This is a genomic window from Pantoea sp. XAF26B01_ASV70 (assembly GCF_054512635.1).
In genome coordinates, this window is sequence record NZ_CM137251.1 from 2,268,261 (window position 1) to 2,294,646 (window position 26,386).

A 26,386-nucleotide genomic window follows, 5' to 3' on the forward strand; every position below is an offset into this window, starting at 1 on the left:
CTCATAAAGAGTCTGACCATGACGAGAGCGGAACCTCCCCGTTTTACCCTGCCGATGCTGGTTTCCGGCTTCGTGGCTGTGCTGGTGGGCTACAGTAGCAGTGGCGCGATTATCTATCAGATGTTTCAGGCGGCGGGCGCCACGCCCGCGCAGATTGGCGGCTGGCTGTCGGTGCTGGGCATTGCGCAGGGGATCGCCTCGCTGAGCCTGTCACTGCGCTACCGCATGCCGGTGCTGGCTGCCTGGTCAACGCCCGGCGCTGCGCTGCTGGCGACCAGTTTTCACGGCATTTCGCTGAATGAGGCGGTAGGCGTCTTTGTTTTCGCCAACCTGCTGATCGTATTGTGCGGCGTCACCGGCCTGTTTGCCCGGCTGATGAACTACATTCCTGCCTCGCTGGCAGCGGCGATGCTGGCAGGTATTCTGCTGCGCTTCGGGCTGCAGACCTTTGCCGATTTGCAAAGTAACTTTGTACTGTGCGGCAGCATGTGCATGGCCTGGCTGCTGGCCCGTCGCTGGCTGGCCCGCTATGCAATTCTGGTCACGCTGCTGGTGGGTGTTGCCGTCGCGCTGGCACAGCACGCCATCCACTTTCCGCCGCAGCCGATTAGGCTGGCAATGCCGGAAGTCGTGATGCCGCACTTTACGCTCACCACGCTGCTGGGGATCGGCGTGCCCTATTTCCTGGTGACGATGGCGTCGCAGAACGCCCCCGGCATCGCCACGCTACAGGCGCACGGCTACCGTCCACCCGTCTCTTCACTGATGAGCTGGACCGGATTAATTGCGCTGCTGCTGTCGCCATTAGGGGGTTTTTCGGTCTGCGTGGCGGCGATTACGGCGGCCATCTGCATGAGCGATGAGGTCGACCCAAATCCTCAGCAACGCTGGCGTGCGGCGGCGCTGGCGGGGATCTTCTATCTGCTGGCGGGCGCGTCCGGTGCGCTGATCGCCGTGCTGTTCAGTGCCCTGCCTGTGGTGCTGATTGAGGCGCTGGCGGGTCTGGCTCTCCTTGCCACGCTGGGTGGCAGCCTCCACCGCGCACTGGATCTGCCTGCCGAACGCGACAGCGCGCTGATCACCTTTCTGATCACCGCATCCGGCGTTTCGCTGCTGGGCATTGGTCCGGCCTTCTGGGGACTGACGGGTGGCGTCATCGCCCACCTGTTGCTGGTGCGCAAATCCGGCTGATTGCGTCATACTCTCTGAAATAGCGGTGGTTTTTCCGTCAGCCGGTGAAAAAAGCAGTGGATTTACCCCCTTTTTCTGCCGTTTGATTTGTCATTGCCCCGCGTAAAATCAACCTAATCGTCGATAACACGCGATTTTCTGCCTCAGACAACGACCGATAAGGGCCCAACAGGTGGCAAAAACTTTTCTGCGCAGCGGTAATTTAGATGCAGTTCTGGCGTTAGGTGAAAATGGCCAGCCGGTCTACGCCTCAGCATTGCAAATTCGTGAAACCCTGCGCCTGCGCCGTCAGAGCGCACTGGCAGATTGCCTGGCCATTCCTCAGGCCAATGAACGGGGCGATCGCCTCGACTGGTATGCCCCTTTTAGCGGCCGGGTGAAATCCTGGCTGGGTGCCAGCGATCATGAACGTCGCGCGGCGCTGCAACAGCTCACCGCCTGTCAGCAGGATATGCAGGATCTCAGTACGCGCGCGCGCGCGGCAGAGAACCCATCGATGCGGCTGTTTGGTGCGCTGCTGAGCAAAACCCTGCAATTCCCCGACCAGCAGTATGTCTATCTGGTTGATGGCAAACCGGTCATCACCTTCTGGGGCTTTGTCGATGCCCAGGCGCGTAGCCGCGATGACGCGCTGGCCTGCCTGCGTGACACGCTGGAAGAGAACCTGCCGGTGGCGCTGGTTGAACCGCTGCCTGAGCTGCCTGCCGCGCCGGTCATCGCTGAACCAGAAATAATCGCTGAGCCTGAACCTGAACCTGTGGCTGAACCGCTGCCGGTTGCAGCACCCGTTGAAGCTCAGCCGGCGACGCCTGTAGCGGCTCGCCGCCGTTTCCGCGTCTGGTATCTGTTACCGCCGGTGGCGATTGCTGCCGCCGTGACGGTGGCCGTGTTGCTGCATCGTTCAGAACCCGTAAAAACACCGGTTGCCACTGCGAAGCCAGCGTCAGCTCCGGCGACGGTATCCACTCCGGCCCCTGCTGCGACTCCGGCACCGGTTGCGGCGACACCGTCCGTCACCCCACCTGCCGAGCAGGCAGCACCGGAAAAACTTCCCGAATCGCAGCCGCAGAAACCGGCCAACACCACCACCGATACCGCACCGGCAACCTCATCTGCTACCCTTGCCACAACGGTGACGGCGCCGGTTCCGGCCAAACCCGATGACCTGATCGTGACGCCGGATGCGGTGCGCGATGGCCAGGTACGGGTGATTGATGGCCGCTGGCGTGTCACTATCGACCAGATGCCGACGCCAACCGGTAAGCCTCCGGTGATGCGCTTCCAGTTTAAAAACGGCAAAGGCAGCGTGCAGATCGCCCAGGGCAATACCACCTGTAAAGCGGATGTCAGCGCGGCCATGACCAGCGCCGGTAACCTGGTGATTGAGAGCCGCTACACGGCGAAGTGCCAGAACAGTTCGCGCTACCGTATGCCACTGCTGGTCTGCCATGCGAGTATCGGCGCCGCAGTGTGTGAAGCGCAGTATGCTGATGACCGGGTCTTCCCGATGACGATTAAGCGTGAGAGTAAATAACGATGCTGGCTCCCCTGATCGATGACAAACAAAAAATTTCGCTGATTGAAAATAGCGGCGTGCAGTTTCTGGATTTCGGCCTGCAACTCTCAGATACCCCTGCGCGCCGCCAGTTTGTGCGCCAGACCGCCAACGGCCCGCTGCTGCGCCTGAACGTCGATGGCAACAGCGGTAAGTTCCTGCTCTATCCGGAAGATGGCGGCGCTGCGGAAGTGGTGCGCCCGGAGTCTGATATCGCGCTGGCGGACTCACTGTCCCTGCTGTCAGCCTGCTGGCTGCCGCTGCCGATGCTGCGCTGCGCCAGCGGACGTCGTTTTATCGGCGGTCCTGAAAACTGGGCGCGGATGCGTCTGGTTGCGCTGCCCGCGCCCGATGCAGCGGGCAATACCCATCGCGTCAGCCTGGCCTTTGATACCCGCTGCGTAGCGGAACAGGATGGCGGTGAACAGCTCGGCCTCAGCACGGCTGATGCTCAGAACGGTGTGACCTTTGCGCTCGCCTGGCACAACTACGAGCTGGGTGATTTTCTTGACCTGACCTGGGTTGACGGCTGGCTGCGCGAATCCTTTACCGACCGCGTCTCCGATCGCCGCGAACAGGCGATTAATCAGGCGCTGCGCGAGTTTGAGTATCAGGCGCACTACCTCAATCTGCTGGAACTGCTGGGCGAACAGCTCGACCTCAGCGAGATCCATATTCAGGCCGCCACGCTGCAGACCCCGGCGGTCAATGTCGATATCATTCTGGATGTCGGTAACTCCCATACCTGCGGCATTCTGGTGGAAGATCACCCGGAAGAGAGCAACGGCCTGAAGCAGACCTATGAGCTGCAGCTGCGCGATCTGTCGCAGCCGCATCAGGTTTACAACGAGCTGTTTGATAGCCGTCTGGAGTTTGCCGAGACCCGGTTTGGCAAAGCGAACTTCTCGCTGGAGAGCGGTCGTGAGCAGGCCTTTATGTGGCCTTCTCTGACGCGCGTCGGCCGTGAAGCGAGCCGTCTGGCCCTGCAGCGTGTGGGACTGGAAGGCAGCACCGGCCTCTCCAGCCCGCGCCGTTATCTGTGGGATGAGGCGCGCTATCAGCCAGGCTGGCGTTTTAACACGCCCGGCGAACAGGCTGAACCGCTGGCCTATGCCGCGCCCTTTACCACCCTGCTCAACGACGAAGGCCAGCCGCTCTCGACGCTGGCACCGGACGATCGTCTGCCGGTCTTTTCTCCGCACTACAGCCGCAGTTCGCTGATGACCTTTATGCTGTGTGAGCTGCTGGCTCAGGCGCTGATGCAGATGAACAGCGCGGCACAGCGTCAGCGGATGCCGCAGAGCCACGCGCCGCGTCAGCTGCGCCATGTGATCCTGACGCTGCCGTCAGCGATGCCGAAGCCGGAGCGTGAAATTTTCCGCCGCCGGATGCAGGAAGCGCTGGCGCTGGTCTGGAAAGCGGAAGGCTGGCTGGCTGACGAAGATGACCTTTCACCAGCACTGCCACGTCAGAACCCGAAACCGCTGCCGGATGTGCAGATGGAGTGGGATGAAGCAACCTGTGGTCAGATGGTCTGGCTGTTTAATGAAACCCAGGTCAACTTTGCCGGTCGCGCCGAAGACTTTTTCAGCAGCATGGCCCGTCCGGATCGCCCGCGCGATGCTGACGAACTGCCAGGCAAGAGCCTGCGCATCGCCTCGATTGATATCGGCGGCGGCACTACTGACCTCGCCATCACCCAGTATCGTCTGGATGATGGTCAGGGCAACAACGTCAAAATCACGCCGCGACTGCTGTTCCGCGAAGGCTTTAAAGTCGCGGGCGACGATATCCTGCTGGACGTGATTCAGCTGTGGATTTTACCGGCGCTGCAGCAGCATCTGCAGAAAGCGGGCCTGACGCTGGCGGAACCGCTGATGAACAAGCTGTTTGGTCACGACAGCCGCATGGACGGTCAGGCCACGCTGCGTCAGCAGATCACCTTACAACTGTTTATTCCGCTGGCGCAGGCGGTACTGGAACGCTACGAAAACTGGGATCCGCTGGAGAGCCATGCGGAGATTAACGCGCTGTTTGGCGAGCTGGTCGATCAGCCTCCGGGCGAAGCGATACTGGCCTTCGTCAACGGCGAGATTCAGCGCGAGCTGGGCGGTAACAGCCGCTTTGACCTGCTGCAGGTGCCGCTGGTGGTGAGCCTGTCACAGCTGCACGGTGAATTTATGCAGCACCGGATGGCGATTATCCCGGCGCTGCGTTCAATGTGTGAAGTGGTGTCGCTCTATCAGTGTGACGTGCTGCTGCTGACCGGTCGCCCGTCGCGCTTCCCGGGCATTCAGGCGCTGGTGCGTCATCTGCAACCGCTGCCGGGCAGCCGTATACTGTCGCTGGAAGGCTATCACACCAGCGACTGGTATCCGTTTAACAAACATGGCCGCATCGACAACCCGAAATCGACCGCGGCGGTCGGCGCGATGCTCTGCCTGCTGGCGCTGGATCTGCGCCTCAGCAGCTTCTGGTTCCGCGCAGGCGATTTTGAACCCTACTCGACGATTCGCTATCTTGGCATGCTCGACGAAAACCAGGCGCTGACGGACGAGAACCTCTGCTACAGCGAAATTGACCTCGACGATCCCGGCTATGTGCTGGATAAAAAGCGCAGTTTCCGTATTCGCGGCAACGTCTGTCTCGGCTTCCGCCAGCTTGATAACGATCGCTGGCCCGCCTCGCCGCTCTATAGCCTGACGCTGAACGACGCCACCCTGGCGCGTAAAGTGGCCGGTGAGAGCGTGCTGCGCATCCGGCTGGCGGTAAAAGCCGGACCCGACGCGTCCGGCCCGGAAAGTCTGGTGCTGAGCGATGCCCGTCTGGATGATGGCACCCGCGTGCCGCTGGAGCAGTTGAGTCTTAAGCTGAATACCCTGTCGGCGACCGGCAATGCCAATGCGCAATACTGGATTGACAGCGGGAGCGTGTGTAAACGATGAAAGCCCTGAAACCCCGTCAGCCGCAAACGCTGGCAAAACGTCTTGGCCTGTTGCAGGACGCCCTGAATAACAGTCTGGCCTGGATTGAGAGCAGCCGTGAGCAGTCGCCGCGTCTGGCGCTGGAAGCAGAAACCCTGACGCTGCAACTGCGCCAGGCGCGCGTGCAGACTCAGGCGCTGGCGCAGCAGGTGGCGCGTCCGGTGACGCTGGCGCTGTTTGGTCAGTCGCAGGCGGGTAAAGCCTGGCTGCTGAACGAAATGGTGGCCGACGCACAGGGCCAGTTAGTGACCCGCATGGGCGATAAACTGCTGAACTGGTTTCAGCATATCAATCCCGGCAACCTCGATTTTGCTACCGCCACCCGTTTCAGCCATCAGCGCGAGCCGCTTTCAAACGAGTGGCCGGTTGAACTGATGCTGCTGAGTGAAGCGGAGATCGTACGGCTGATGGTCGCCTGTGCCGGCGCGACAACGCCCGACACCGCACAGATCGACAGCGCACTGCAGCGCCTGCAGCGTCATCGCCTCGCCACGCCGCTGGCGGGTCTGGAAGGCGATGCGCTGGTGACACTCTGGTCCTGGTGCCGTCGCCGTGCGCACCACGATGCGCGGCTTGATCGTCATTTCTGGCCGCAGGCGGTTGAGCTGGCGCCCTGGCTCAGCGTTGACGACCGGGTACAGCTTTTTTCACTGCTGTGGCCTGGTCAGCCTGAACTGAATGAGATGCTGCGCACCCTGCTGCATCTGCGTCACCAGCTCCGTAACAGCAGCCGGGTGCTTGCTCCACTGAGCCTGCTGACCGACACATCACTGCTGCCGGCCGAGCAGCTGATTGTGCCAGCCAGTGAGCAGGATCAGCAGCAGCTGGTGGAAGTCTGCCCGCTGAATGGTAACCGCATCGGTAAGGCGCAGAACGTGCCGCTGGGATTACTGGCGCTGCTGACGCTGGAAGTGCTGGTCCCGCTGAGTTCCACACCGCGAACCGCGCTCTATGATGATGCCGATATGCTGGAACTGCCCGCGCCAGGCCAGTCCGGTGACGCGGCAACCCAGGAAGATCGTCAGCGCCTGCAGCAGCAGGATCCGCTGCGTGCCCAACTGCTGGAACAGAAACGTGCCCTGCTGCCCGGTTTTTACGCCGCGCGTCAGGCAATTGATCTGCTGCTGGTCTGTACCGCAGCCAGCCAGCGTCAGGATGCCGACCTCGCCAGCGAAACGCTGCGCGAATGGCAGCGTCAGCAGCCCGCACAGGAATCTGCAGAGAAACCGCGCCTGATCTGGGCGATTACCCCTTTCGATGCCCGCCATCAGCAGGTCAATGTGGATGAAGCGGTGCAGCGTCAGATGGGACAGCCCGGTCAGCACTGGGGATCGATGCTGGCACTGGATCGCGCGGGCGTCGACCGCATGGCGAGCTGGTTGCAGGATGAGATGCAGCCGGAAGCCCGCCGCGACATGCTGCTGGCTCAGCTGGCGCAGATTCAGCACACTGTGGTGGAGCGGCGTTTATTGCCCTGGACCGAAGCGGGTGCCAGCCCGGAACAGGCGGCACGCAAACAGAATATCGCCGATACGCTACTGAAGTGTTTACAGCATCGGACCGGCCTGCATGGCGAGCTGCTGGAACGCCTGCAGCCGCCGCGTGAGGCGCTGCGTCAGCTGTGGCTCAATCAGTCCGCCTTGCAAGGCAGCAAACCGGCCAGTATTCAGGCCCCGGAAAATCAGTTTGGCATCGGGTTTGAATTTGATCTGTTCAGTGAGAGCCCGGCTGAAGCGCCGGTTCAGCCGCGTCAGAGTCTGCAGAGCGCGCAGCAGTATCCGCGTCAGGTGCTGCTTCTGTGGCTGGATCATCTGCGTCAGCTGCCGGAAAACCGCAGCCTGCTGGCGTTGCTGAACGTGGATAAGCCAACGATGGAGTGGCTGGTTGAAGAGCTGATCACGGCCGGATTCCGCACCGATATCGCGCAAAAGCTGCAGCAGGCGCTGCATGAGCCCGATACGCAGAGCGTCAGCCATGAATCACGCGCGGATCGTCAGGTGACGCGGGCAATGACGGTGCTGGGGGATTTTGTGGCCTGGCTCGGCTTTTTACAGCGTCCTGAAAATGAACGCCCTGCCAGCCGCGTTAACCGGGGTCAGGTGATTTTCTCGCGGCCTCCGGCTCCCAGCGTCAGCTTCAGTTCCGGTCAGCGTCTGACCAGACTCTCTGCCGCCCCGGCCAACCACACGGCCTACTATATCTACGACTGGCTGGTGGGGCTGAACCAGGTCATCATTGAGAACAATGGTTACACTGGCGGCGGCGATCTGCCACTGGCAGCACGCGAAGCGCTGGTTGCGCTGCTCAAGCCGCTACGCGCTTAATCAATGATCAGGCGCAGTTCGCCCTCCAGCGACTGCGCCGCCTCTTCCAGCAGCGCCAGCACCGGCGCTAAATCGGCCTGATGCGCGGCATAGTGCTGCAACCACATTGTCGCAGGCAGCGCCATCCCGCCCGTCAGCCAGTCCCATAACGCATCCAGATTATGTCCGAAGGTCTGCGGACAGCCGCTCTGCTCAGCAAACTGCTGATAAAACGCCGCGCGCGTGGTGAGCTGACGCAGGTCAAAGGTCAGATTAAGCATGATCAGGGCACCTGCCTGAAACTGCGGTAGTGATCGGTGGAGAGAAACACCAGCCCGTCTGAGGAGTAGACCAGGCGATCGGCGTCGCGATGCCCGCAGCGATAATTCACATCCGCTTCATACCACTGACGGCCCGCACGCGCGGGCAGACGCTTTTCACGGTTCGTAAAGCGATCGCCGCCAATGGCTCTGCCTGGCAACACGTCACACAGGTTGCCTTTGGCCGGATTCCAGCCACGCTTGCGCGCGTCGTTTTTGGTGAGGTAGTAGTCTGGCAGTTGCTGATGCTGCAGCACCCAGCGCGCCACGGTATGGGCGTCAGTCAGGGTGGCGATATCCGCCTGGGCAGGGGCTGAAACGGAATTAAGATAGGGTTTAAGGCCGTAGAAACAGGCCGCGAGGACGAGAAAAAGTCCAATCCAGAGTTTTTTTGACATGATGGCATCCGTGACGACAGGACGCAGATGATACCAGTTTTGCGCGCAGAGAAAAGCGCGGGCCAGACAAGCTGGCCCTGGCGAGGTTATGCTGCGTGCGAATCCCCGCTGTGCCGACGCCATGCACCCGGCGCGACGCCATACTGGCGTTTGAAGCTGCGGTTAAAGGATTGCTGGGAGTCGAAACCTAACGATATCGCCACATTGAGAATCGGTTCATCAGTGCTGGTCAGGCGGTCGGCTGATTTCTTCAGCTTCTTAACCCGGATGTATTCACCCAGAGGATAACCGGTGTGCTCTTTAAACATGCGCTGCAGGTGCCATTTGGAGTAGCCCGCGCGCTCTGAAACGGTATCCAGATCCAGACGTGCTTCGATGTTGTTATCAATCCAGTCGATTAAATCGTGAATAAAAGCATCACTCATCATTCCAGTCTCTCCTGTCGCCGTGGCGAAAAGTATTAGTATCAGTTGCAGTTACACTTAAGGGTGGCTGACTATGCCATTTAATGCAAGTTTTATTAGTACATTAAATGCCGCACTATTTGTGGGGTTTTAGCTAAGTTGTTCAGGCTTTCATCGCCCTGCCCTAAACCGCACATAAAGTGTATCTGTTATTCTTGCAGTTGCCAGCCACGCAAGCCTACACTCACCGCGATTAATTGCAATCTTAAAAGTTGCAAATATTGGCCTGCAGGCCGCCTGTTTATATCTATCGCGGAATAACAACAATGATTACGAACCGGGTTCGTCAGGGTTTAACCCTCTTAGGGATGGTACTGCTCATCACGCAACTGAGCGGCTGCGATAAAGGTGTGGCGCAAAACGCCGCTCCCCCGCCGCCTGAAGTGAGTGCCGCACCCGTGCTGATCAAACCGGTCAGTCAATGGGATAATTTCAATGGCCGGGTTGAAGCGGTGCAGAGCGTGCAGTTGCGTCCGCGCGTCTCTGGCTACATTGATGCCGTTAACTATCGTGAAGGCGATGAGGTCAGAAAAGGTCAGGTACTGTTTACCATTGATGACCGGAGTTACCGCGCGGCGCTGGAGCAGGCCAAAGCGGAACTGGCCCGGGCGCGCAGTCAGGCGAGTCTGGCCCGCAGCGAATCGGGCCGCAGCGAGAAGCTGATCGGCACGCAGGCGATTTCCCGCGAAGCGTGGGAGCAGCGTCGTTCTGCCGCCAGTCAGGCGCAGGCGGATGTGCTGGCCGCAGAGGCCGCGGTCGATATGGCGCAGCTGAACCTCGACTTCACCCGCGTCACCGCGCCGATTGATGGCCGCGCCAGCCGGGCGATGATCACCGCCGGTAACCTGGTGACCGCCGGCGACAGCGCCAGTGTGTTAACCACGCTGGTGTCGCAGCAGCAGATGTATGTCTATTTCGATGTCGATGAGAACACCTTCCTGAACTATCAGGCGATGGCGCGTCAGGGTCAGCAGCGCCATGCGCTGCCGGTTGAGATTGCGCTGGTCGGCGAACAGGGTTTCCCGCACCAGGGCAAAATTGACTTTCTGGATAACCAGCTGACCGCCAGCACCGGCACCATTCGTATGCGCGCCCTGCTCGACAATCAACAGCGTCAGTTTACGCCTGGCCTGTTTGCCCGCGTGCGTCTGCCCGGCAGCGCGCAGTTCGAGGCGGTGCTGATCGATGATAAAGCGGTATTGACCGACCAGGATCGCAAATATGTCTACGTGGTGGATGGCGAAGGTAAAGCGCAGCGGCGCGATATCCAGCCTGGCGCGATGGTGGATGGTTTGCGCATCGTTAAATCGGGTCTGCAATCCGGCGACAAGGTCATCATCGCCGGTCTGCAAAAAGTATTTATGCCCGGCATGCCGGTCACTGCTCAGCCGGTCGCCATGCGTGCGGCAGCCGCTCAATAACCCGAGGCCGCTATGGACTTTTCCCGCTTTTTTATCGACCGGCCCATTTTTGCTGCGGTGCTGTCGATCCTGATTTTTGTGACCGGGGTGATTGCCATCCCGCTGCTGCCAGTCAGTGAATATCCCGACGTGGTGCCACCCAGCGTGCAGGTGCGCGCCGAGTATCCAGGCGCTAACCCGAAAGTGATTGCGGATTCCGTGGCGACGCCGCTGGAAGAGGCAATCAACGGCGTCGAAAACATGATGTACATGAAGTCAGTGGCCGGTTCTGACGGCGTGCTGGTGACCACCGTCACCTTCCGTCCAGGCACCGATCCTGATCAGGCGCAGGTGCAGGTGCAGAACCGCGTAGCGCAGGCGGAAGCCCGACTGCCGGAAGATGTGCGTCGGCTGGGGATCACCACCCAGAAGATGTCGCCGACCCTGACGCTGGTCGTCCACATGTTCTCACCGAACAATACCTACGATTCGCTCTACCTGCGTAACTACGCCACCCTCAAGGTGAAAGATGAGTTGGCCCGCCTGCCGGGTGTCGGTCAGATTCAGATTTTCGGCGCAGGCGAGTATGCGATGCGCGTCTGGCTTGATCCTAATAAAGTGGCGGCGCGTGGTCTGACCGCCTCTGACGTACTGACGGCGATGCAGGAGCAGAACGTGCAGGTCTCTGCCGGTCAGCTGGGTGCCGAGCCGCTGAAAAAACAGAGCGATTTTCTGCTGTCAATCAACACCCAGGGACGACTGGAGAGCGAGCAGCAGTTTGGCGATATCATCCTGAAAACCTCGGAAGATGGTTCGCTGGTGCGGCTGCGCGATGTGGCGCGGATTGAGATGGGCTCGGGCAGCTATGCCCTGCGCTCGCAGCTGAATAACAAAGATGCGGTCGGTATAGGCATCTTCCAGGCGCCTGGCGCCAACGCCATCGACCTCTCCAATGCGGTTCGCGCCAAAATGGATGAGCTGGCGACCCGCTTCCCCAATGACGTGAAATGGGCCGCGCCTTACGATCCGACGGTGTTTGTCCGCGACTCGATTAAAGCCGTGGTGCAGACCCTGCTGGAAGCGGTCATTCTGGTCGTGCTGGTGGTGATTCTGTTCCTCCAGACCTGGCGCGCCTCCATCATTCCCCTGCTGGCGGTGCCGGTTTCGATAGTCGGTACCTTTAGCGTGCTCTATCTGCTTGGCTTCTCGCTGAATACGCTGAGCCTGTTCGGGCTGGTGCTGGCGATTGGTATCGTGGTGGATGACGCCATCGTGGTGGTGGAGAACGTCGAACGTAACATTGAGATGGGGCTGTCGCCGCGCGCCGCTGCACATCAGGCGATGCGTGAGGTCTCCGGGCCGATCATCGCCATTGCGCTGGTGCTGTGCGCGGTGTTTGTGCCGATGGCGTTTCTCTCTGGCGTCACCGGGCAGTTCTATAAGCAGTTCGCCACTACCATCGCCATCTCTACAGTGATCTCTGCCATTAACTCGCTGACGCTCTCGCCTGCGCTGGCGGCGATGCTGCTGAAAGATCATCACGCGCCGAAAGACCGGCTGACGCGGATCATTGATGCGCTGTTTGGCTGGCTGTTCCGGCCGTTTAATCGCTTCTTCCAGCGCAGTGCCCATGGTTATGAATCGCTGGTGGGCCGTACGCTGCGTCGCCGTGGCGCCGTGTTTGGCGTCTATATTCTGCTGCTGGCGGGTGCCGGATTTATGTTCCACACCGTTCCAGGTGGATTTATTCCGACGCAGGATAAGCTCTACCTGATTGGTGGCGTGAAGATGCCGGAAGGTTCCTCTCTGGCGCGCACGGATGCTGTGATTCGTAAGATGAGCGAAATCGGTATGCAGACCGAAGGCGTCGCCTATGCGGTCGCGTTCCCCGGCCTGAATGCATTGCAGTTCACCAATACGCCGAACAGCGGCACGGTGTTCTTCGGTCTTAAGCCGTTTAATGAGCGCAAACATACGGCGGCGGAGATCAACGCTGAGATCAATGCGAAGATCGCTCAAATCCAGCAGGGCTTTGGCTTCTCGATTATGCCACCGCCGATTCTGGGGCTGGGCCAGGGCTCGGGCTATTCGCTCTATGTGCAGGACCGGGCGGGTCTGGGTTATGGCGCGCTGCAGACGGCGATTAATACGCTGTCGGGCAGCATCATGCAGACGCCAGGGATGCACTTCCCCATCTCCTCTTATCAGGCCAACGTTCCGCAGCTTGATGTGAAGGTAGACCGGGATAAAGCCAAAGCGCAGGGAGTATCGCTGACCGCGCTGTTCAGCACGCTCCAGACCTATCTTGGCTCGTCGTATGTGAATGACTTTAACCGCTTTGGCCGCACCTGGCGGGTGATGGCGCAGGCTGACGGGGATTTCCGCGACAGCATCGAAGATATCGCTAACCTGCGAACCCGAAACGATCGCGGTGAGATGGTGCCGATTGGCAGCATGGTCAACATTACCACCACCTACGGTCCCGACCCGGTGATCCGCTATAACGGCTATCCGGCGGCGGATTTGATTGGTGATGCCGACCCACGCGTGCTCTCCTCGGCGCAGGCGATGAGTCAGCTCGAAGCGATGTCCGGTCAGCTATTGCCAAACGGCATGAACATCGAGTGGACCGATCTGAGTTATCAGCAGTCAACACAGGGCAATACCGCGCTGATTGTCTTCCCGATGGCCGTGTTGCTGGCGTTCCTGGTGCTGGCCGCGCTGTATGAGAGCTGGACGCTGCCGCTGGCGGTGATCCTGATTGTGCCGATGACCATGCTCTCTGCGCTGTTTGGCGTCTGGCTGACTGGCGGTGACAACAACGTCTTCGTGCAGGTCGGACTGGTGGTGCTGATGGGGCTGGCCTGTAAGAACGCGATTCTGATCGTCGAGTTTGCGCGGGAGCTGGAGATTCAGGGCAAAGGGATTGTGGAAGCGGCGCTGGAAGCGTGTCGCCTGCGTCTGCGTCCGATTGTAATGACCTCCATCGCCTTTATCGCCGGTACAATACCGTTGATTCTGGGTGAAGGCGCGGGTGCAGAGGTCCGTGGCGTTACCGGTATTACGGTCTTCTCCGGCATGCTCGGCGTGACGCTGTTCGGCCTGTTCCTGACGCCGGTGTTCTACGTCGCCCTGCGCAAGTTGGTGACGCGCCGGTCAGGTAGTGCATCGTCCGTGACGGCGTAAACCGTAAAAGTTAAAAGGGGCGACCATATGATCGCCCCTTTTTTTGCCTGTGATTCACTGATTCCAGCAGACCCCGCCTTGCAGGCTAACGCCGCTTCAATCTATCATTCAACGTTTCAATGATAAACGCATTCAGCGAGGTTTCATTGATCATGGCGGGTTGCCCGGCGACATTAGCCAGATCAGAATTATTACTCATCTTTGACCTCCAGCGTTCTGCTTGCGGACAGATGATCAGGTCCGAATTTCAATCCAGGCTTTGCGTCCCAGCTGAGCCAGCGCCAGTTCCACATTTTCGACTTTCGATGAGTGCTCCACATCCAGTAGTCGATCAACCTGTGGACCATTCACACCCAGCTGGCGTGCCAGATCGACTTTACGGGTGCCGGTTTCAATCATTGCGTTGTAAAGTGCCGCTTTCATTGCCACCAGTACAGGCACAGAGACAATGTACTCTCCTTCCAGCGGTTTACTGGCAACCGGAATCGGACGACGCGTATCCATCTCGAGAGAGATTGCCGTCACCAGCCCATCTTCGGCTTCTGCAAGTGCTTCCTCAACGGTGTCGCCCACGGAATGCAGTAACGGCAAATCACGACACGAGACCTCATAGGTATCGGTTTTAGCGTCATGAGTTAATCTGACGGCATAATTAAACATAGAGTTACCTCACTGATCGGGCTCACAGGCCCAGATCTTTTAAAATTTTTCTGCGCGTACCTTCAGGCATTTCTTTCGCTCCATGATCCGGAAAAATGGATTGCCTGTCGCCCAGGAAGACCTTGAAATGGCTGCTTCCACTGCGGTGCTTAGTCAAAATAGCGCCCTGCTGAATGAGCCAGCGTCTGAATTCACTGTACTTCATCGCGTTCCCTCGCTGTGTATAACAGCAAGAATAACATTGGTGATAATCAATACAACATTAATGTTGTGATGGATGCTGAATTTTCAAATGTTTATCAGGCTCAGCGTGATAACCGACCCCAGGAAAGTGAGTTATTGGCTTATGGCAGATTTGAGGCAGGAAGTTAGTGACCAGCAGGCATAAAAAAAGCCGCTAATCAGCGGCTTTTTTTGCAGAGATCATCAATCTCTTCGGGTTCAGGTTCCGGCACGGCGGTGCAGTTGCTGGTGTCGCGTTTCTTCAGTTCGTTCAGTGCGTCTGCCACGGTGCGTTTTGCCAGCACATCCAGCGACGCCTGCTCGGCTTCATCGGCTATCGACTTGAAGTACCAGCAGAGGTTGGCACTGACCAGACAGCGCGGCGCGACGTCAGGACGCGCGGCCCAGATTTTTTTGTCTTCGATCACGGAGACATAGATATCCCGCAGGGTAATTTCCGCAGCAGGACGGCCCAGATGAATCGAACCGGTACGGCCCAGCGTGGAGACGATAATGCCGTCACGGGTCAGCGGGACCATTAATTTTCGTATGAAACTGGGATTCGCTTCCAGCCCGTAGGCCAGAATCGCGCTGGTAGAGCGTTTTCCCATTTGCTCCGCCATCGCTACGCTCAGAACCATTTGCAAAGCTGTCGGGAAGCGGTAATCAAGCATTTCTTTATCCTGAGTTGCGGTGCATCTTATTGTTTTATTGCCGCATAAGTGAACAATCAATGAGCAATAAATATAACAAACACTGTTGCTTTTTTGAAGCAAACCGGCGGTGACAAGGCACGTATTCACCAAAGGCTGAGGCCCGATAGCACAAGGTGCTTAGCCTGCTAACGGCCCTCTTCCTGCGGAGCAAGGAGAACCGTTCCGTTATGCCGTGGTGGCCGCTGTCGCCGGTAATCGCTGCTTCAGCGCCATAACCAGTACCACGTTAAAGATTGCCAGGGCGCAAAGCAACCACAGCGTCGCCGATGCTCCCATCTTTTCAAACACATATCCACCTATCAGCGGCGTCAGTGCCTGCCCCATCAACGCCGGGCGGGCCATTTTACCCACCACAATCGCATAGGACTCTGGTTTGACCATCGCCAGCGGTAAAGTTCCCCGCACGATGGCACGTAAGCCATTTCCTGCGCCATACAACACCATGCTCAGCAACGCCATCTGCGGAAACAGTGCCAGCAACAGCAAGCCCAGTGCCACCAGCCCGACGGAAAAAAAGGTGGTGCGGATGGGATGACTGCGTTTAAAGGCGATATCGACGAGTCGGGATCCCACCTGACACGGGCCAAGTACGGCGCTGATCGCCAGCGCCGAGGTCAGCGTATGACCACTCGCCTGCAACAAAGCGATAAGCTGCACGGAAATAGCCGTCATGATCACGGACGCTAGGGTAAAGATGGCACACAGTAGCCAGAACAGCGCAGGCGCAATCTCCGCCATGCCAGGCTGCGGACTCAGTCGTTTCACCGGCCGCTTAGCATGACTGTCGGGTAAGGCAAACAGATAGGCGGGCAGCACGCAGACGACCATCAGTGCCGCAATTATCAGCGACGCGTTTCGCCAGCCGAATCCGTGGATTAACAACGCCGTTCCCGGCCAGACCAGCGTGGTGCAGAAGCCAGATATCAGGGTGATACCGGTGATCGCTACACGCGCCTGACCGCCATAGCAGGTGCCGAGCGTGGCAAACAGTGCGTCATAAAGGCCCATCGCCATACCGATGCCAATAATTACCCAGGCAAACAGAAACAGCGGCAGAGAGTGGCTATAAGCCATGATCACCAGCCCTACCGCCATCACCATGCCACTCAGTGCCAGCAACAGGCGGCCACCGGTGCGGGCGATAATCCTGCCTGCCAGCGGTGACAGCAGGCCCGATACCAGAATCCCGGTCGAGAGCGCGCCATAAATCCACTGCTGTGACCAGCCTGTCTCAGCCGCAATCGGATTCGCCATCACCGCCATCAGGTAGAACGACCCGCCCCATGACAGGATCTGCACCCAGCCCAGGGTAATAATGGCGGCGATGCCGGGTTTGTTGTTCTGATTCACAGGCAATCTCCTGGTTAGCAGGCGAACCGTTTTTATAACATGTTCTGTGATAAGCCAAAATGCGTGATGCCCTTTTGACTGGATAGCTATGCAGGCCGCACGATTGTGAGTACAACTCTTTCAGTATGTTGTAACTATATGGCGCTTGCATCCTCGTCAGGCTTCTGCCACATTGTGGACGTTGTAACTATGGAGGCACAACATGACGCGCTACGACTTAGTGGCTGATATGCATCAATGTGTAAATGACCTGGAACTGGCGCTGGGTGAATTGCGTCAGCAGATTGAAGCGCAGCCTCTGCTGATCGCCCGCGTCTTCAGCCTGCCGCCGGTGGTTAAAGGCCGCGAACATGAAGCGATCACCCGGATTGCTGTCGAGCAGCATCTCGGGGAGAGCGCGTTAAAGATGGCGCTTGACCACTACTGCCGCCTGTTTATGCAGCATCAGTCAGAACAGCTGAGCACCAAGGCTGCCGTGCGCTTGCCTGGCGCGCTCTGTATCGAATGCGACGCGCAGCAGGAGGCGGAGATCGGCGCACTGGTCGACGTCATCAATCAGCTGAAAGCACGGCTGGAGCAGCTGATTACGGTGGACTCAGGCCTGCCGAGTGAAGCGCGTTTTGAGTTCGTCCACCAGCATTTGCGCGGACTGATCACCCTGAATGCCTATCGCACTATCACCCTGCTGAGCGCACCGGATAGCCTGCGTTTCGGCTGGGCCAACAAGCACATTATCAAGAATCTCAAGCGTGAAGAGGTGATCGCCCAGCTGGAAAAAAGCCTGAAGTCGGGACGTGCAAAAGCGCCGTGGTCACGTGAACAGTGGGCGGAGAAAGTGCAGGAGGAGCTGGCAAGCGTGCGCGCCCTGCCCGCCTCGGCACGATTGAAAATCAAGCGCCCGGTGAAAGTTCAGCCGGTTGCACGCGTCTGGCGCGCGGATGAACAAAAACAGACTCAGCTGGCCTGTCCTTCACCGATTCTGGTTATCTGTCGCGATCGCAGCCAGGTTCCGGTTCTGGGTGAATTGCTTAACTACGATGCCGATAATATTAACCATCGTTATAAACCTGCTGCAGAACCGCTGAATCTTTTAATCCCCAGACTGCATCTGTGGGTCGATTGTCCGATATAAATGAAAAAGGCCAGCATTCGCTGGCCTCTGATTCACGCAAACCCTACGACTTCATGCTGCCGACCATCTCTTCCGGACGAACCCAGGCATCAAACTCCTCTTCGGTAAGATAACCCAGCTTCAGCGCCGAGCCTTTCAGCGTCAGCCCCTCTTTGTGCGCCTTCTTGGCAATTTCTGCCGCTTTGTCATAGCCAATATGGGTATTCAGCGCCGTCACCAGCATCAGCGATTCGTTAAGCAGTTGATCGATGCGCTCACGCACCGGCTCAATACCGACCGCGCAGTGATGATTAAAGCTGTCCATGCCATCCGCCAGCAGGCGAATCGATTGCAGGAAGTTATGGATTACCATCGGACGGAACACGTTAAGCTCAAAGTTACCGGATGCGCCGCCCATATTGATCGCCACATCGTTACCCATCACCTGACAGCAGAGCATGGTCATTGCTTCGCACTGGGTCGGGTTAACTTTACCCGGCATGATGGAGCTGCCTGGTTCATTTTCCGGGATGGCGATTTCGCCGATGCCGCAACGCGGGCCGGAAGAGAGCCAGCGCACGTCGTTCGCGATTTTCATCAGCGAGGCGGCCAGCCCTTTCAGCGCGCCATGCGCATGCACCAGCGCATCACAGGTTGCCAGCGCCTCAAACTTGTTTGGCGCAGTGACAAACGGCTGCTGCGTGAGATCGGCCAGCGCCTTCGCCACTCGCACCGCATATTCCGGATGGGTGTTCAGGCCGGTGCCTACTGCCGTGCCGCCCAGCGCCAGTTCCGCCACGTGCGGAATGCTCTGCTCAATATGCTTCAGGTTATGCTCCAGCATCGCCACCCAGCCGGAAATCTCCTGGCCCAGGGTCAGCGGCGTGGCATCCTGCAGGTGAGTACGGCCAATCTTGACGATATCTTTAAAGGCGTCGGACTTCTGGCTCAATGTCTTTTTCAGTACCTGAATCTGAGGGATCAGCTGTTCGCGCAAGGCGATAACGGCGGCAACGTGCATCGCCGTCGGGAAGACATCGTTGGAACTCTGGCTCTTGTTCACATCATCATTGGGATGAACCAGCCGCGCCATACCACGCTCGCCGCCGAGGATTTCACTGGCGCGGTTCGCCAGCACTTCATTCATGTTCATATTGGTCTGGGTGCCGGAACCGGTCTGCCAGATCGCCAGCGGGAATTCATCCGCATGCTTGTCAGCCAGCACCTCATCGGCCGCGCTGACAATCGCCTCGGCGCGGTCAGCGGGCAGCAGTCCCAGATCGCGGTTAACGCTGGCCGCGGCGCGCTTGGTCAGTGCCAGCGCATGCACCAGCGCGGTCGGCATTTTTTCGGTTGAGATGCGGAAGTGTTCCAGTGAGCGCTGTGTCTGCGCGCCCCACAGTTTGTCTGCCGGTACGTCGATGGGGCCCATTGAATCTTTCTCAATGCGATTGGCTGCCATGAATACGTCTCCTTCATCTGGTTTTTAAAAGAATGACCGCCCGGTACGTCATTACGATCGACTGCCGGGCGGTCAGGATAGTAATACACAATAATTTAACATTATCAGAGCTTAGCGTCCTTTTGCGCTGGAGATGTATTTTTACCGGCAGTTTCTGCTTTAATACTGGCAATAATTTCCCGTGATAAAGGGTTATACAATGCAAAAAATGAACAATACGCTGCAAAACTACGCATGGGGCAGCAAAACTGCGTTGACTGAGCTTTACGGAATCGCCAATCCACAGGGACTGCCGATGGCGGAACTCTGGATGGGCGCACATCCGAAAAGCCCCTCCACCGTGATTGACCAGGGCAGCGAGCGTTCGCTGCGTGACGTGATTGATGCCGCGCCTGCCGCCATGCTGGGCGAAGCGGTGGCACAGCGTTTTGGTGAACTGCCCTTCCTGTTCAAAGTGTTGTCTGCCGATCAGCCGCTGTCGATTCAGGTCCATCCCAGCAAACGCGCGGCCGAAGTGGGCTTTGCCCGTGAGAATGCGGCGGGTATTCCGCTGACGGCTTCTGAGCGTAATTATAAAGATGCCAACCACAAGCCGGAGCTGGTCTACGCGCTGACGCCCTTCCAGGCGATGAATGGCTTTCGCACCCTGACGGAGATGGTCTCACTGCTGGAGCCGGTTGCGGGCGCACATCCACAGATAGCCCATTTTCTGCAGCATCCCGATCAGGATACGCTGGCCGCGCTCTTCTCTACCCTGCTGTCACTGGAGGGTGAGGCGAAATCGCTGGCGCTGGGCATCCTGAAATCCGCGGTTGATGCACAACAGGGTGAGCCGTGGCAGACCATTCGCATGATTGCGGCAGAGTATCCTGACGACAGCGGCCTGTTTTCGCCGTTGCTGCTGAACGTAATCACGCTGCAACCGGGCGAGGCGATGTTCCTCTACGCGGAGACCCCGCACGCTTATCTGAAAGGCGTGGCGCTGGAGGTGATGGCAAACTCTGATAACGTGTTGCGGGCCGGTTTAACCCCGAAATATATCGATATCGCCGAGCTGATGGCGAACCTGAAGTTTGAAGAGAAGCCTGCCAGCACCCTGCTGACTGAGCCGGAGCAACAGGGCAACGCGCTGCGCTTCCCGATTCCGGTGGAGGATTTTGCCTTTGCCATTCATACCCTGAACGCAGAGCCACAGCCGCTGGCGCAGCAGAGTGCCGCAGTGCTGTTCTGCATTGAAGGCCAGACGGTGATCGCCAAAGGCGAGCAGCAGGTAACGCTGAAACCAGGTGAATCCTGCTTCATTGCCGCCAGCGAATCCCCCGTAACGGTCGCAGGCACGGGCCGACTGGCGCGGGTATTTAACGACTTAGGGTGAAGCGGCTGACGGAGTGCCTGTTAACTGCTATTATTTCAACCTATTAGCTTTTAAACGCCTGCGGGCGTTTTTCTTCAGTCGCTGGGGTAAACCTGCGGCATAAGCGGACTCAAGGATAAGGACGAATCAGCAATGAAAAAGACCAATGTTGCCGTAGGTGTCATCATCGCACTGGGCGTAGTCTGGACTGGCGCGGCATGGTTCACCGGCAAGCAGATTGAAAGCCACAGGGATGAGCTGGTGCAGAACGCCAATGCCCAGCTGAATGCTTATGCCCCTAACAGCCGACTGAAGATCAGCTATCAGGACTATCAGCGCGGCGTGTTCAGCAGCAAAGTGAATCTGGTGATTCAGGCCAACTCGCAGACGGAAGATAATCCCCTGCTGAAACCAGGCCAGAGCATCATCCTGAACGAAACCATCGATCATGGCCCTTTCCCGTTTGCTCAGCTTAAGCATTTCAATCTGATCCCGAGCATGGCGTCGGTTCATACCGAACTGGCTAACACCGATGCGGTGAAAAAGCTGTTTGAGCTGACCGGCAACAAGTCGCTGATTAACGCCGATACCCGTATCGGCTACAGCGGTGCCACCGATACGGCGCTGCGCGTTCTGCCGGTTGATTATCAGAATGCGCAAAGCGGCGAGCGTCTTGCCACCAATGGGGGCACCTTCAACGTCAGCGCGGATAACAAAGGCGACAAAGTGTCGCTGGACAGTGACGTTGATAGCCTCGCGCTGACCAGTAAAAATGAGATGGGCCAGCCGGTGCTGTTCACCATTAATGGTCTGAAGCTGAGCGGTAACACCCATCTCAGCCCGGAAGGCGTGCGTATTGGTGACCAGTCAGTGGATATTGAGAAGGTCAACGCCAGCATCAATGGTCAGGACGCCCTGACGCTGCACAAAATGAAAGGCACCTCCTCTTTCGATAACAGCGCCGGTAAGATTGGCGGCAATATCGACTACAAAGTTGAAGGCATTCAGCTGCAGAAGCAGGATTTTGGTCAGGCAGCGCTGAAGATGAAACTGTCACAGTTTGATGCGCAGGCGGTAAAAGCCTTCTCCGATCGTTACAACGCGCAGATGCAGGAACTGCTGAGCCAGCCTGGCGTCGCGGAAGATCCTATCCGCTACCAGGCGGGTGTGCATCAGATTCTGATGAGCAATCTGCCGATGCTGCTGAAGGGCTCACCTGCGATCAGTATCGCCCCGCTGAGCTGGAAAAATGATAAAGGTGAAAGTACCTTTAACCTGAACGCAAATTTCAACGATCCCTCTGCGGTGACCGGCGAAGCCCAGACACTCAGCGCCATGGTTGATCGGGTACTGAAGAGCCTGGACAGCAAGCTGGTCATCAATATGCCAATGGCGACCGAAACCATGCATAAAGTGGGACTGGCTGAAGGATATCAGGCCGATGACGCACAGAAGCTGGCAGATCAGCAGGTGAAAGGACTGGCGGCGATGGGTCAGATGTTCCGCCTGACCCAGCAGCAGGATAACAATATCGTCACCAGCCTGCAGTATACCAACGGCCAGGTGAACATGAACGGCGACAAAATGACGCTGGAGCAGTTCCTCTCCCGCTATATGCTGGGTATGCCGACCAGCGAAGGGATGCCGCAGTAATTCTCTACTCTTCCTTCAAAGGCGACCTCCGGGTCGCCTTTTTTATGCCGAGCCGCGAATAACCAGCTGCGGCGGCATAATCACGTTCTGCCGGGCGGCATCCGGTTGCGCTATCCGTTGCAGGATACGCTCAGCTGCCACACGGCCAATCTCCCGGGCTGAACTGGTGACAAACGTCAGCGGCGGATCGGTCAGTTCCGCCTGCGGTTCATCGCCAAAGCCCATCAGAGCCAGCTGCTGATCGTAATAGCTGTCGACTGCACCCCGGGCGAATGTTCGCCCGGTGCGCAACAGCCCAAAATAGCATCCCAGCGCGGTAGTGGCGTTATAGGCCAGCACGGCAGTCAGCCGCGGATGGTGCTGAAACAGCTGTACCGCCGCATCAGCCGCCTCTTTTTGCGTGTTACCGCATTCAATAATCCATTCAGGCCGGAACGGCAGCCCATATTGCAGCAGGGTGGCGCAATAGCCGCCAAGACGTTCTGCCCGGGTCAGTGATGCGCTATGACCGCCCAGCCAGGCAATGCGCTGATGCCCCTGACGAATCAGGTATTCTGTGGCCAGACGCGCAGCCTGAGCATTATCGGGGCGGATAGCGTCTACCTCCTCCAGGCTACTGGCGCGCGCGGCACAGACTAAGGCCATATTCACCTCTCTGGCCCGCGTCACGATCTGGCTGGCCTTATCGGCACCGCCTCCCAGCACCACGCCATCCACTCCCTGAGCGACCAGTGACTCAAAGCAGCGATGCAGATGCTGTCCCTGGGCGCCGCTCTGCGTCAGGAACAGCAATTTGCCCTGCTTCTCCAGCGCTTCACTCAGACCTGCCGTCATTTCGGCATAAAATGGCTGGCTGAGATCGCGGACGATCAAGCCAATCACGCCACTCTCACCCCCGCGCAGCATGGTTGCCGAACGGTTACGCACGAAACCGAGTTGCTCAATGGCCTCGTTCACGCGCGCCATGGTGGCCGCAGAGATCCGTCCTTTGCCGGATAACACCAGCGATACCGTGGTCACCGACACGCCCGCCGCCGCCGCAACATCATTGATGGTGATTTTACTCATCAGATTACTCAACTGAATTACAGCATTAGAAAACAAGGTAAAACGTTACACCTTATGACGTCAGAATTATATCGTCCATGACCTGAAGAGTGTGATTCAGCGCGCATAAGATCCAGGTAAAACGTTTTATCATCCCGCCACTTCACTCAGTGGTCCGTTTATCCAGGAGCGTTCATGTCACCCTCTCACCAAAAAATGTCCGTCTGGGAATTTTTCCAGAGTCTGGGGAAAACCTTTATGCTGCCGGTTGCCCTGCTTTCCTTCTGCGGCATCATGCTCGGGATTGGCAGTTCGCTGAGCAGTCGTGATGTCCTGACCCTGTTACCTGTGCTGGATCACCCCTGGCTGCAATATCTGTTTCTCTGGATGGCCAAACTCGGATCTTTCGCCTTTAGCTATCTGCCGGTGATGTTCGCCATTGCGATTCCGCTGGGTATGGCGCGCGAGAACAAGGGCGTGGCAGCGTTTGCCGGCTTTGTGGGTTATGCCGTGCTAAACCTCAGCATCAACTTCTGGCTCAATATCCACGGCATTCTGCCAACCACCGATGCCGCCGTGCTGAAAGCTAACAACGTTCAGCCGATCCTGGGGATCCCGTCGATCGATACCGGCATTCTGGGCGCGGTCATTGTGGGTATTGTGGTGTTCTGGCTGCATGAGCGCTTTCATAACATCCGACTGCCCGATGCGCTGGCTTTCTTTGGCGGCACCCGGTTTGTGCCGATTATCACCACGCTGGTGATTGGTTTACTGGGACTGGTCGTCCCGCTGATCTGGCCTTTTTTCGCGCGGGGTATCACCGGATTAGGCTGGATGATTAACAGCGCGGGTGATTTTGGCCCGATGATCTTTGGTACCGGCGAACGTCTGCTGCTGCCGTTTGGCCTGCAGCATATTCTGGTCGCCATCATGCGCTTTACCGATGCAGGCGGCACACTGGATGTGTGTGGCAAGAGCGTAAGCGGTGCCTTAACCATTTTCCAGGCGCAGCTCGCCTGCCCGGAAACCCACGGTTTTGCTGAAAGCGCGACCCGCTTTCTGTCACAGGGTAAAATGCCTGCGTTCCTGGGTGGCCTGCCAGGTGCTGCCCTGGCCATCTATCACTGCGCCCGCCCGGAGAATCGCCATAAGATCAAAGGCCTGTTGATCTCCGGCGTGGTGGCCTGCGTGGTTGGCGGCACCACCGAACCTATCGAATTCCTGTTTCTGTTTGTCGCCCCGTTCCTCTATCTGATCCACGCCCTGCTGACCGGCGTTGGCTTCAGCATCATGGCGATACTGGGCGTCACTATCGGCAATACAGACGGCAATATCATCGACTTTGTGGTGTTTGGTGTGCTGCACGGGCTGTCGACCAAATGGTACTGGGTACCCGTTGTTGCAGCGATATGGTTTGTTGGTTACTACCTGATTTTCCGATTCGCCATTCTGCACTTCAATATCAAAACACCGGGACGCGAAGTGGAAAGTGCCAGTGCGGTTGCGCAGCAGGTCAGTAATGCCGGTAAAGGTAAATCTGGCTATAACTCACCGGCTATTCTGGCGGCACTTGGCGGCGTGGAGAATATTACCTCGCTGGATAATTGTCTGACGCGTCTGCGTCTGACCCTGGAGGATATGAGTAAAGTGGATGATGCGGCGCTGAAAGCCAACGGCGCGATAGGTGTGGTCCATCTTAATCAGACCAGCCTGCAGGTGGTTATTGGTCCACAGGTGCAGTCGGTGAAAGATGAACTGTCACACCTGATGAATGTCCCTGCCTGAAGTGCCGGAGCCGATAATGTTTAACTTTGACGAAGTCATCGATCGCCGCGGCAGCTGGTCGACCCAGTGGGATTTCGTGGCTGACCGCTTTGGCGTCCCCGATTTGCTGCCGTTTACCATTTCGGATATGGACTTCAGAACCGCGCCAGCGGTTCAGCAGGCGATGGCCCAGCGCGTAGCACACGGCGTGTTGGGTTACAGTCGCTGGCAGCATGACGATTTTCTTTCCGCCTGCTGCCACTGGATGTCCAGCCGTTTCGGCTACCAGCCCGATGCTGACAGCCTGGTTTATGGCCCCTCGGTGATCTATATGGTGGCGCAGATGCTGCGCCGCTGGAGCAACCCGGATGATGAAGTGGTGCTCCACACTCCCGCCTACGATGCTTTTTATAAAACGGTACGCGGCAATCAGCGACAGGTGCTGGAGATGCCGCTGCAGCGGGATAACGGTAGCTGGCGATGTGATATGGCCGCGCTGGAGACGCGGCTGGCGCGCCCGCGCTGCAAAATCCTGTTGCTCTGCAGCCCGCACAATCCCACCGGTAAAGTGTGGACAGCAGCTGAGCTGCAACAGATGGCGGCGCTCTGCGAGCGTCACAGCGTGCGGGTGATCAGCGATGAAATTCATATGGATATGATAGTGGGTAATCAGCCCCATACTCCGTGGGCCAGCGTGGCGCGCAGTGACTGGGCGCTGTTTACCTCGGCGTCGAAAAGCTTCAACGTGCCAGGCCTGACCGGTGCGTGGGGAATTATCCCGGATGCGGCAGACAGAGCCGCCTGGTTTCAGGCGCTGAAAAATGCTGACGGCCTTTCTTCTCCGGCCGTGCTGGCCGTCACGGCACACGTTGCCGCCTACCAACAAGGCGCACCCTGGCTGGATGCCCTGCGCAGCTATCTTTATGGTAATTTCATACTGGTTGCCAATCGGCTTAACGCTGAGTTTCCCGCACTGAACTGGCACATTCCCGAGGCGACCTATCTCGCCTGGCTCGATATCAATCCGCTGGGCATTCCTGAAGAGGCCCTGCAACAGGCGCTGATCCAGCAACGGGTCGCAATTATGCCCGGATCGACCTACGGTGATGCAGGCAAAGGGTTTTTGCGTCTTAACGTTGGCTGTCCGCGCAGCAAAGTTGATGAGGGCGTTTCACGCCTGATTGCGGCGATCCATCAGTTGCAGAAGTGATATTAACCGGCGAGGCAACCATTGCTCGCCGGTTAT

Annotated in this window: 20 protein-coding genes; 11 read left to right on the plus strand and 9 right to left on the minus strand. The window is 58.1% G+C overall.

Annotation, left to right across the window (positions count from 1 at the left end; all coding sequences use genetic code 11):
- Positions 1 to 18: 18 nt before the first annotated feature.
- From ACX8ZY_RS10605 to ACX8ZY_RS10620, 4 genes are all read left to right on the plus strand, one after another.
- Positions 19 to 1,191: a benzoate/H(+) symporter BenE family transporter gene (locus tag ACX8ZY_RS10605; RefSeq protein ID WP_421664946.1), complete on the plus strand. Its 1,173-nt coding sequence runs from the start codon at positions 19 to 21 to the stop codon at positions 1,189 to 1,191.
- A gap of 172 nt (positions 1,192 to 1,363) precedes the next feature.
- Positions 1,364 to 2,725: an SrfA family protein gene (locus ACX8ZY_RS10610; protein WP_421664947.1), complete on the plus strand. Its 1,362-nt coding sequence runs from the start codon at positions 1,364 to 1,366 to the stop codon at positions 2,723 to 2,725.
- A 2-nt stretch (positions 2,726 to 2,727) separates the two neighbouring features.
- Positions 2,728 to 5,691 (plus strand): virulence factor SrfB, encoded by a 2,964-nt coding sequence (locus ACX8ZY_RS10615; RefSeq protein ID WP_421664948.1) that lies wholly within the window; start codon positions 2,728 to 2,730, stop codon positions 5,689 to 5,691.
- Positions 5,688 to 8,054: a virulence factor SrfC family protein gene (locus tag ACX8ZY_RS10620; RefSeq protein ID WP_052272068.1), complete on the plus strand. Its 2,367-nt coding sequence runs from the start codon at positions 5,688 to 5,690 to the stop codon at positions 8,052 to 8,054. Before ACX8ZY_RS10615 ends, ACX8ZY_RS10620 begins: the two co-directional genes overlap by 4 nt.
- Here ACX8ZY_RS10620 and ACX8ZY_RS10625 read toward each other — a convergent pair.
- From ACX8ZY_RS10625 to ACX8ZY_RS10635, 3 genes are all read right to left on the minus strand, one after another.
- On the minus strand, positions 8,051 to 8,314 hold the full coding sequence (locus ACX8ZY_RS10625; protein ID WP_010670099.1) for a barstar family protein: 264 nt from the start codon (positions 8,312 to 8,314) through the stop codon (positions 8,051 to 8,053). The genes ACX8ZY_RS10620 and ACX8ZY_RS10625 overlap by 4 nt on opposite strands.
- Before the next feature lie 2 nt (positions 8,315 to 8,316).
- Positions 8,317 to 8,751, minus strand: a complete 435-nt coding sequence (locus ACX8ZY_RS10630; protein ID WP_010670098.1) for a ribonuclease domain-containing protein — start codon at positions 8,749 to 8,751, stop codon at positions 8,317 to 8,319.
- An 86-nt stretch (positions 8,752 to 8,837) separates the two neighbouring features.
- Entirely contained in the window at positions 8,838 to 9,179 is a 342-nt protein-coding gene (locus ACX8ZY_RS10635; protein ID WP_009090299.1) for a helix-turn-helix domain-containing protein, read from the minus strand.
- 302 nt (positions 9,180 to 9,481) lie between these two features.
- On the opposite strand from ACX8ZY_RS10635, the gene ACX8ZY_RS10640 reads away from it, so the two are divergent.
- The gene (locus ACX8ZY_RS10640; RefSeq protein ID WP_010245312.1) at positions 9,482 to 10,636 is read left to right on the plus strand and encodes an efflux RND transporter periplasmic adaptor subunit; all 1,155 of its coding nucleotides are present in this window, start codon (positions 9,482 to 9,484) and stop codon (positions 10,634 to 10,636) included.
- A gap of 12 nt (positions 10,637 to 10,648) precedes the next feature.
- Complete coding sequence (gene oqxB / locus ACX8ZY_RS10645; RefSeq protein WP_425021157.1) at positions 10,649 to 13,801, plus strand: multidrug efflux RND transporter permease subunit OqxB; 3,153 nt, start codon at positions 10,649 to 10,651, stop codon at positions 13,799 to 13,801.
- A 234-nt stretch (positions 13,802 to 14,035) separates the two neighbouring features.
- Here the strand turns inward: oqxB and ACX8ZY_RS10650 are convergent, their stop codons facing one another.
- The 4 genes from ACX8ZY_RS10650 to ACX8ZY_RS10665 all read right to left on the minus strand — a co-directional run bounded on the left by ACX8ZY_RS10650 (position 14,036) and on the right by ACX8ZY_RS10665 (position 16,749).
- Entirely contained in the window at positions 14,036 to 14,461 is a 426-nt protein-coding gene (locus ACX8ZY_RS10650; RefSeq protein ID WP_033779236.1) for a type II toxin-antitoxin system HicB family antitoxin, read from the minus strand.
- Positions 14,462 to 14,483: 22 nt separating this feature from the next.
- Entirely contained in the window at positions 14,484 to 14,666 is a 183-nt protein-coding gene (locus ACX8ZY_RS10655; protein WP_010245321.1) for a type II toxin-antitoxin system HicA family toxin, read from the minus strand.
- A gap of 196 nt (positions 14,667 to 14,862) precedes the next feature.
- Entirely contained in the window at positions 14,863 to 15,357 is a 495-nt protein-coding gene (locus tag ACX8ZY_RS10660; protein ID WP_010245324.1) for an RrF2 family transcriptional regulator, read from the minus strand.
- A gap of 207 nt (positions 15,358 to 15,564) precedes the next feature.
- On the minus strand, positions 15,565 to 16,749 hold the full coding sequence (locus tag ACX8ZY_RS10665) for an MFS transporter (protein ID WP_425021155.1): 1,185 nt from the start codon (positions 16,747 to 16,749) through the stop codon (positions 15,565 to 15,567).
- A 202-nt stretch (positions 16,750 to 16,951) separates the two neighbouring features.
- Here ACX8ZY_RS10665 and tus point away from each other — a divergent pair, with 202 nt between their 5' ends.
- Positions 16,952 to 17,881 (plus strand): DNA replication terminus site-binding protein, encoded by a 930-nt coding sequence (gene tus / locus ACX8ZY_RS10670; RefSeq protein ID WP_033757557.1) that lies wholly within the window; start codon positions 16,952 to 16,954, stop codon positions 17,879 to 17,881.
- Between the two features lie 43 nt (positions 17,882 to 17,924).
- Here tus and fumC read toward each other — a convergent pair whose 3' ends face one another.
- Positions 17,925 to 19,322: a class II fumarate hydratase gene (fumC, locus tag ACX8ZY_RS10675; protein ID WP_010245332.1), complete on the minus strand. Its 1,398-nt coding sequence runs from the start codon at positions 19,320 to 19,322 to the stop codon at positions 17,925 to 17,927.
- A gap of 199 nt (positions 19,323 to 19,521) precedes the next feature.
- Here fumC and manA point away from each other — a divergent pair, with 199 nt between their 5' ends.
- Complete coding sequence (manA, locus tag ACX8ZY_RS10680) at positions 19,522 to 20,697, plus strand: mannose-6-phosphate isomerase (RefSeq protein WP_223565519.1); 1,176 nt, start codon at positions 19,522 to 19,524, stop codon at positions 20,695 to 20,697.
- Positions 20,698 to 20,829: 132 nt separating this feature from the next.
- Complete coding sequence (locus ACX8ZY_RS10685) at positions 20,830 to 22,329, plus strand: YdgA family protein (protein WP_010245343.1); 1,500 nt, start codon at positions 20,830 to 20,832, stop codon at positions 22,327 to 22,329.
- A gap of 42 nt (positions 22,330 to 22,371) precedes the next feature.
- On the opposite strand, the gene malI is transcribed toward ACX8ZY_RS10685, so the two are convergent.
- Positions 22,372 to 23,397 (minus strand): Mal regulon transcriptional regulator MalI, encoded by a 1,026-nt coding sequence (gene malI, locus ACX8ZY_RS10690; RefSeq protein WP_033779241.1) that lies wholly within the window; start codon positions 23,395 to 23,397, stop codon positions 22,372 to 22,374.
- Between the two features lie 174 nt (positions 23,398 to 23,571).
- On the opposite strand from malI, the gene malX reads away from it, so the two are divergent.
- Together malX and ACX8ZY_RS10700 are read left to right on the plus strand one after the other, a co-directional pair.
- A complete protein-coding gene (gene malX, locus ACX8ZY_RS10695; RefSeq protein WP_340278293.1) occupies positions 23,572 to 25,161 on the plus strand; it encodes a maltose/glucose-specific PTS transporter subunit IIBC in 1,590 nt (529 codons plus the stop codon).
- A 16-nt stretch (positions 25,162 to 25,177) separates the two neighbouring features.
- Entirely contained in the window at positions 25,178 to 26,350 is a 1,173-nt protein-coding gene (locus ACX8ZY_RS10700; RefSeq protein ID WP_421664952.1) for a MalY/PatB family protein, read from the plus strand.
- The last annotated feature ends 36 nt before the right edge of the window (positions 26,351 to 26,386 follow it).

Coding starts and splice junctions, on each gene's coding strand:
- ACX8ZY_RS10655 (WP_010245321.1), bottom strand. CDS start 14,666: ATGAAGTACAGTGAATTCAGACGCTGGCTCATTCAGCAGGGCGCTATT.
- ACX8ZY_RS10625 (WP_010670099.1), bottom strand. CDS start 8,314: ATGCTTAATCTGACCTTTGACCTGCGTCAGCTCACCACGCGCGCGGCG.
- ACX8ZY_RS10605 (WP_421664946.1), top strand. CDS start 19: ATGACGAGAGCGGAACCTCCCCGTTTTACCCTGCCGATGCTGGTTTCC.
- ACX8ZY_RS10615 (WP_421664948.1), top strand. CDS start 2,728: ATGCTGGCTCCCCTGATCGATGACAAACAAAAAATTTCGCTGATTGAA.
- manA (WP_223565519.1), top strand. CDS start 19,522: ATGCAAAAAATGAACAATACGCTGCAAAACTACGCATGGGGCAGCAAA.
- malX (WP_340278293.1), top strand. CDS start 23,572: ATGTCACCCTCTCACCAAAAAATGTCCGTCTGGGAATTTTTCCAGAGT.
- ACX8ZY_RS10700 (WP_421664952.1), top strand. CDS start 25,178: ATGTTTAACTTTGACGAAGTCATCGATCGCCGCGGCAGCTGGTCGACC.
- ACX8ZY_RS10620 (WP_052272068.1), top strand. CDS start 5,688: ATGAAAGCCCTGAAACCCCGTCAGCCGCAAACGCTGGCAAAACGTCTT.
- ACX8ZY_RS10660 (WP_010245324.1), bottom strand. CDS start 15,357: ATGCTTGATTACCGCTTCCCGACAGCTTTGCAAATGGTTCTGAGCGTA.
- ACX8ZY_RS10640 (WP_010245312.1), top strand. CDS start 9,482: ATGATTACGAACCGGGTTCGTCAGGGTTTAACCCTCTTAGGGATGGTA.
- ACX8ZY_RS10630 (WP_010670098.1), bottom strand. CDS start 8,751: ATGTCAAAAAAACTCTGGATTGGACTTTTTCTCGTCCTCGCGGCCTGT.
- fumC (WP_010245332.1), bottom strand. CDS start 19,322: ATGGCAGCCAATCGCATTGAGAAAGATTCAATGGGCCCCATCGACGTA.
- ACX8ZY_RS10635 (WP_009090299.1), bottom strand. CDS start 9,179: ATGATGAGTGATGCTTTTATTCACGATTTAATCGACTGGATTGATAAC.
- malI (WP_033779241.1), bottom strand. CDS start 23,397: ATGAGTAAAATCACCATCAATGATGTTGCGGCGGCGGCGGGCGTGTCG.
- oqxB (WP_425021157.1), top strand. CDS start 10,649: ATGGACTTTTCCCGCTTTTTTATCGACCGGCCCATTTTTGCTGCGGTG.
- ACX8ZY_RS10650 (WP_033779236.1), bottom strand. CDS start 14,461: ATGTTTAATTATGCCGTCAGATTAACTCATGACGCTAAAACCGATACC.
- ACX8ZY_RS10685 (WP_010245343.1), top strand. CDS start 20,830: ATGAAAAAGACCAATGTTGCCGTAGGTGTCATCATCGCACTGGGCGTA.
- tus (WP_033757557.1), top strand. CDS start 16,952: ATGACGCGCTACGACTTAGTGGCTGATATGCATCAATGTGTAAATGAC.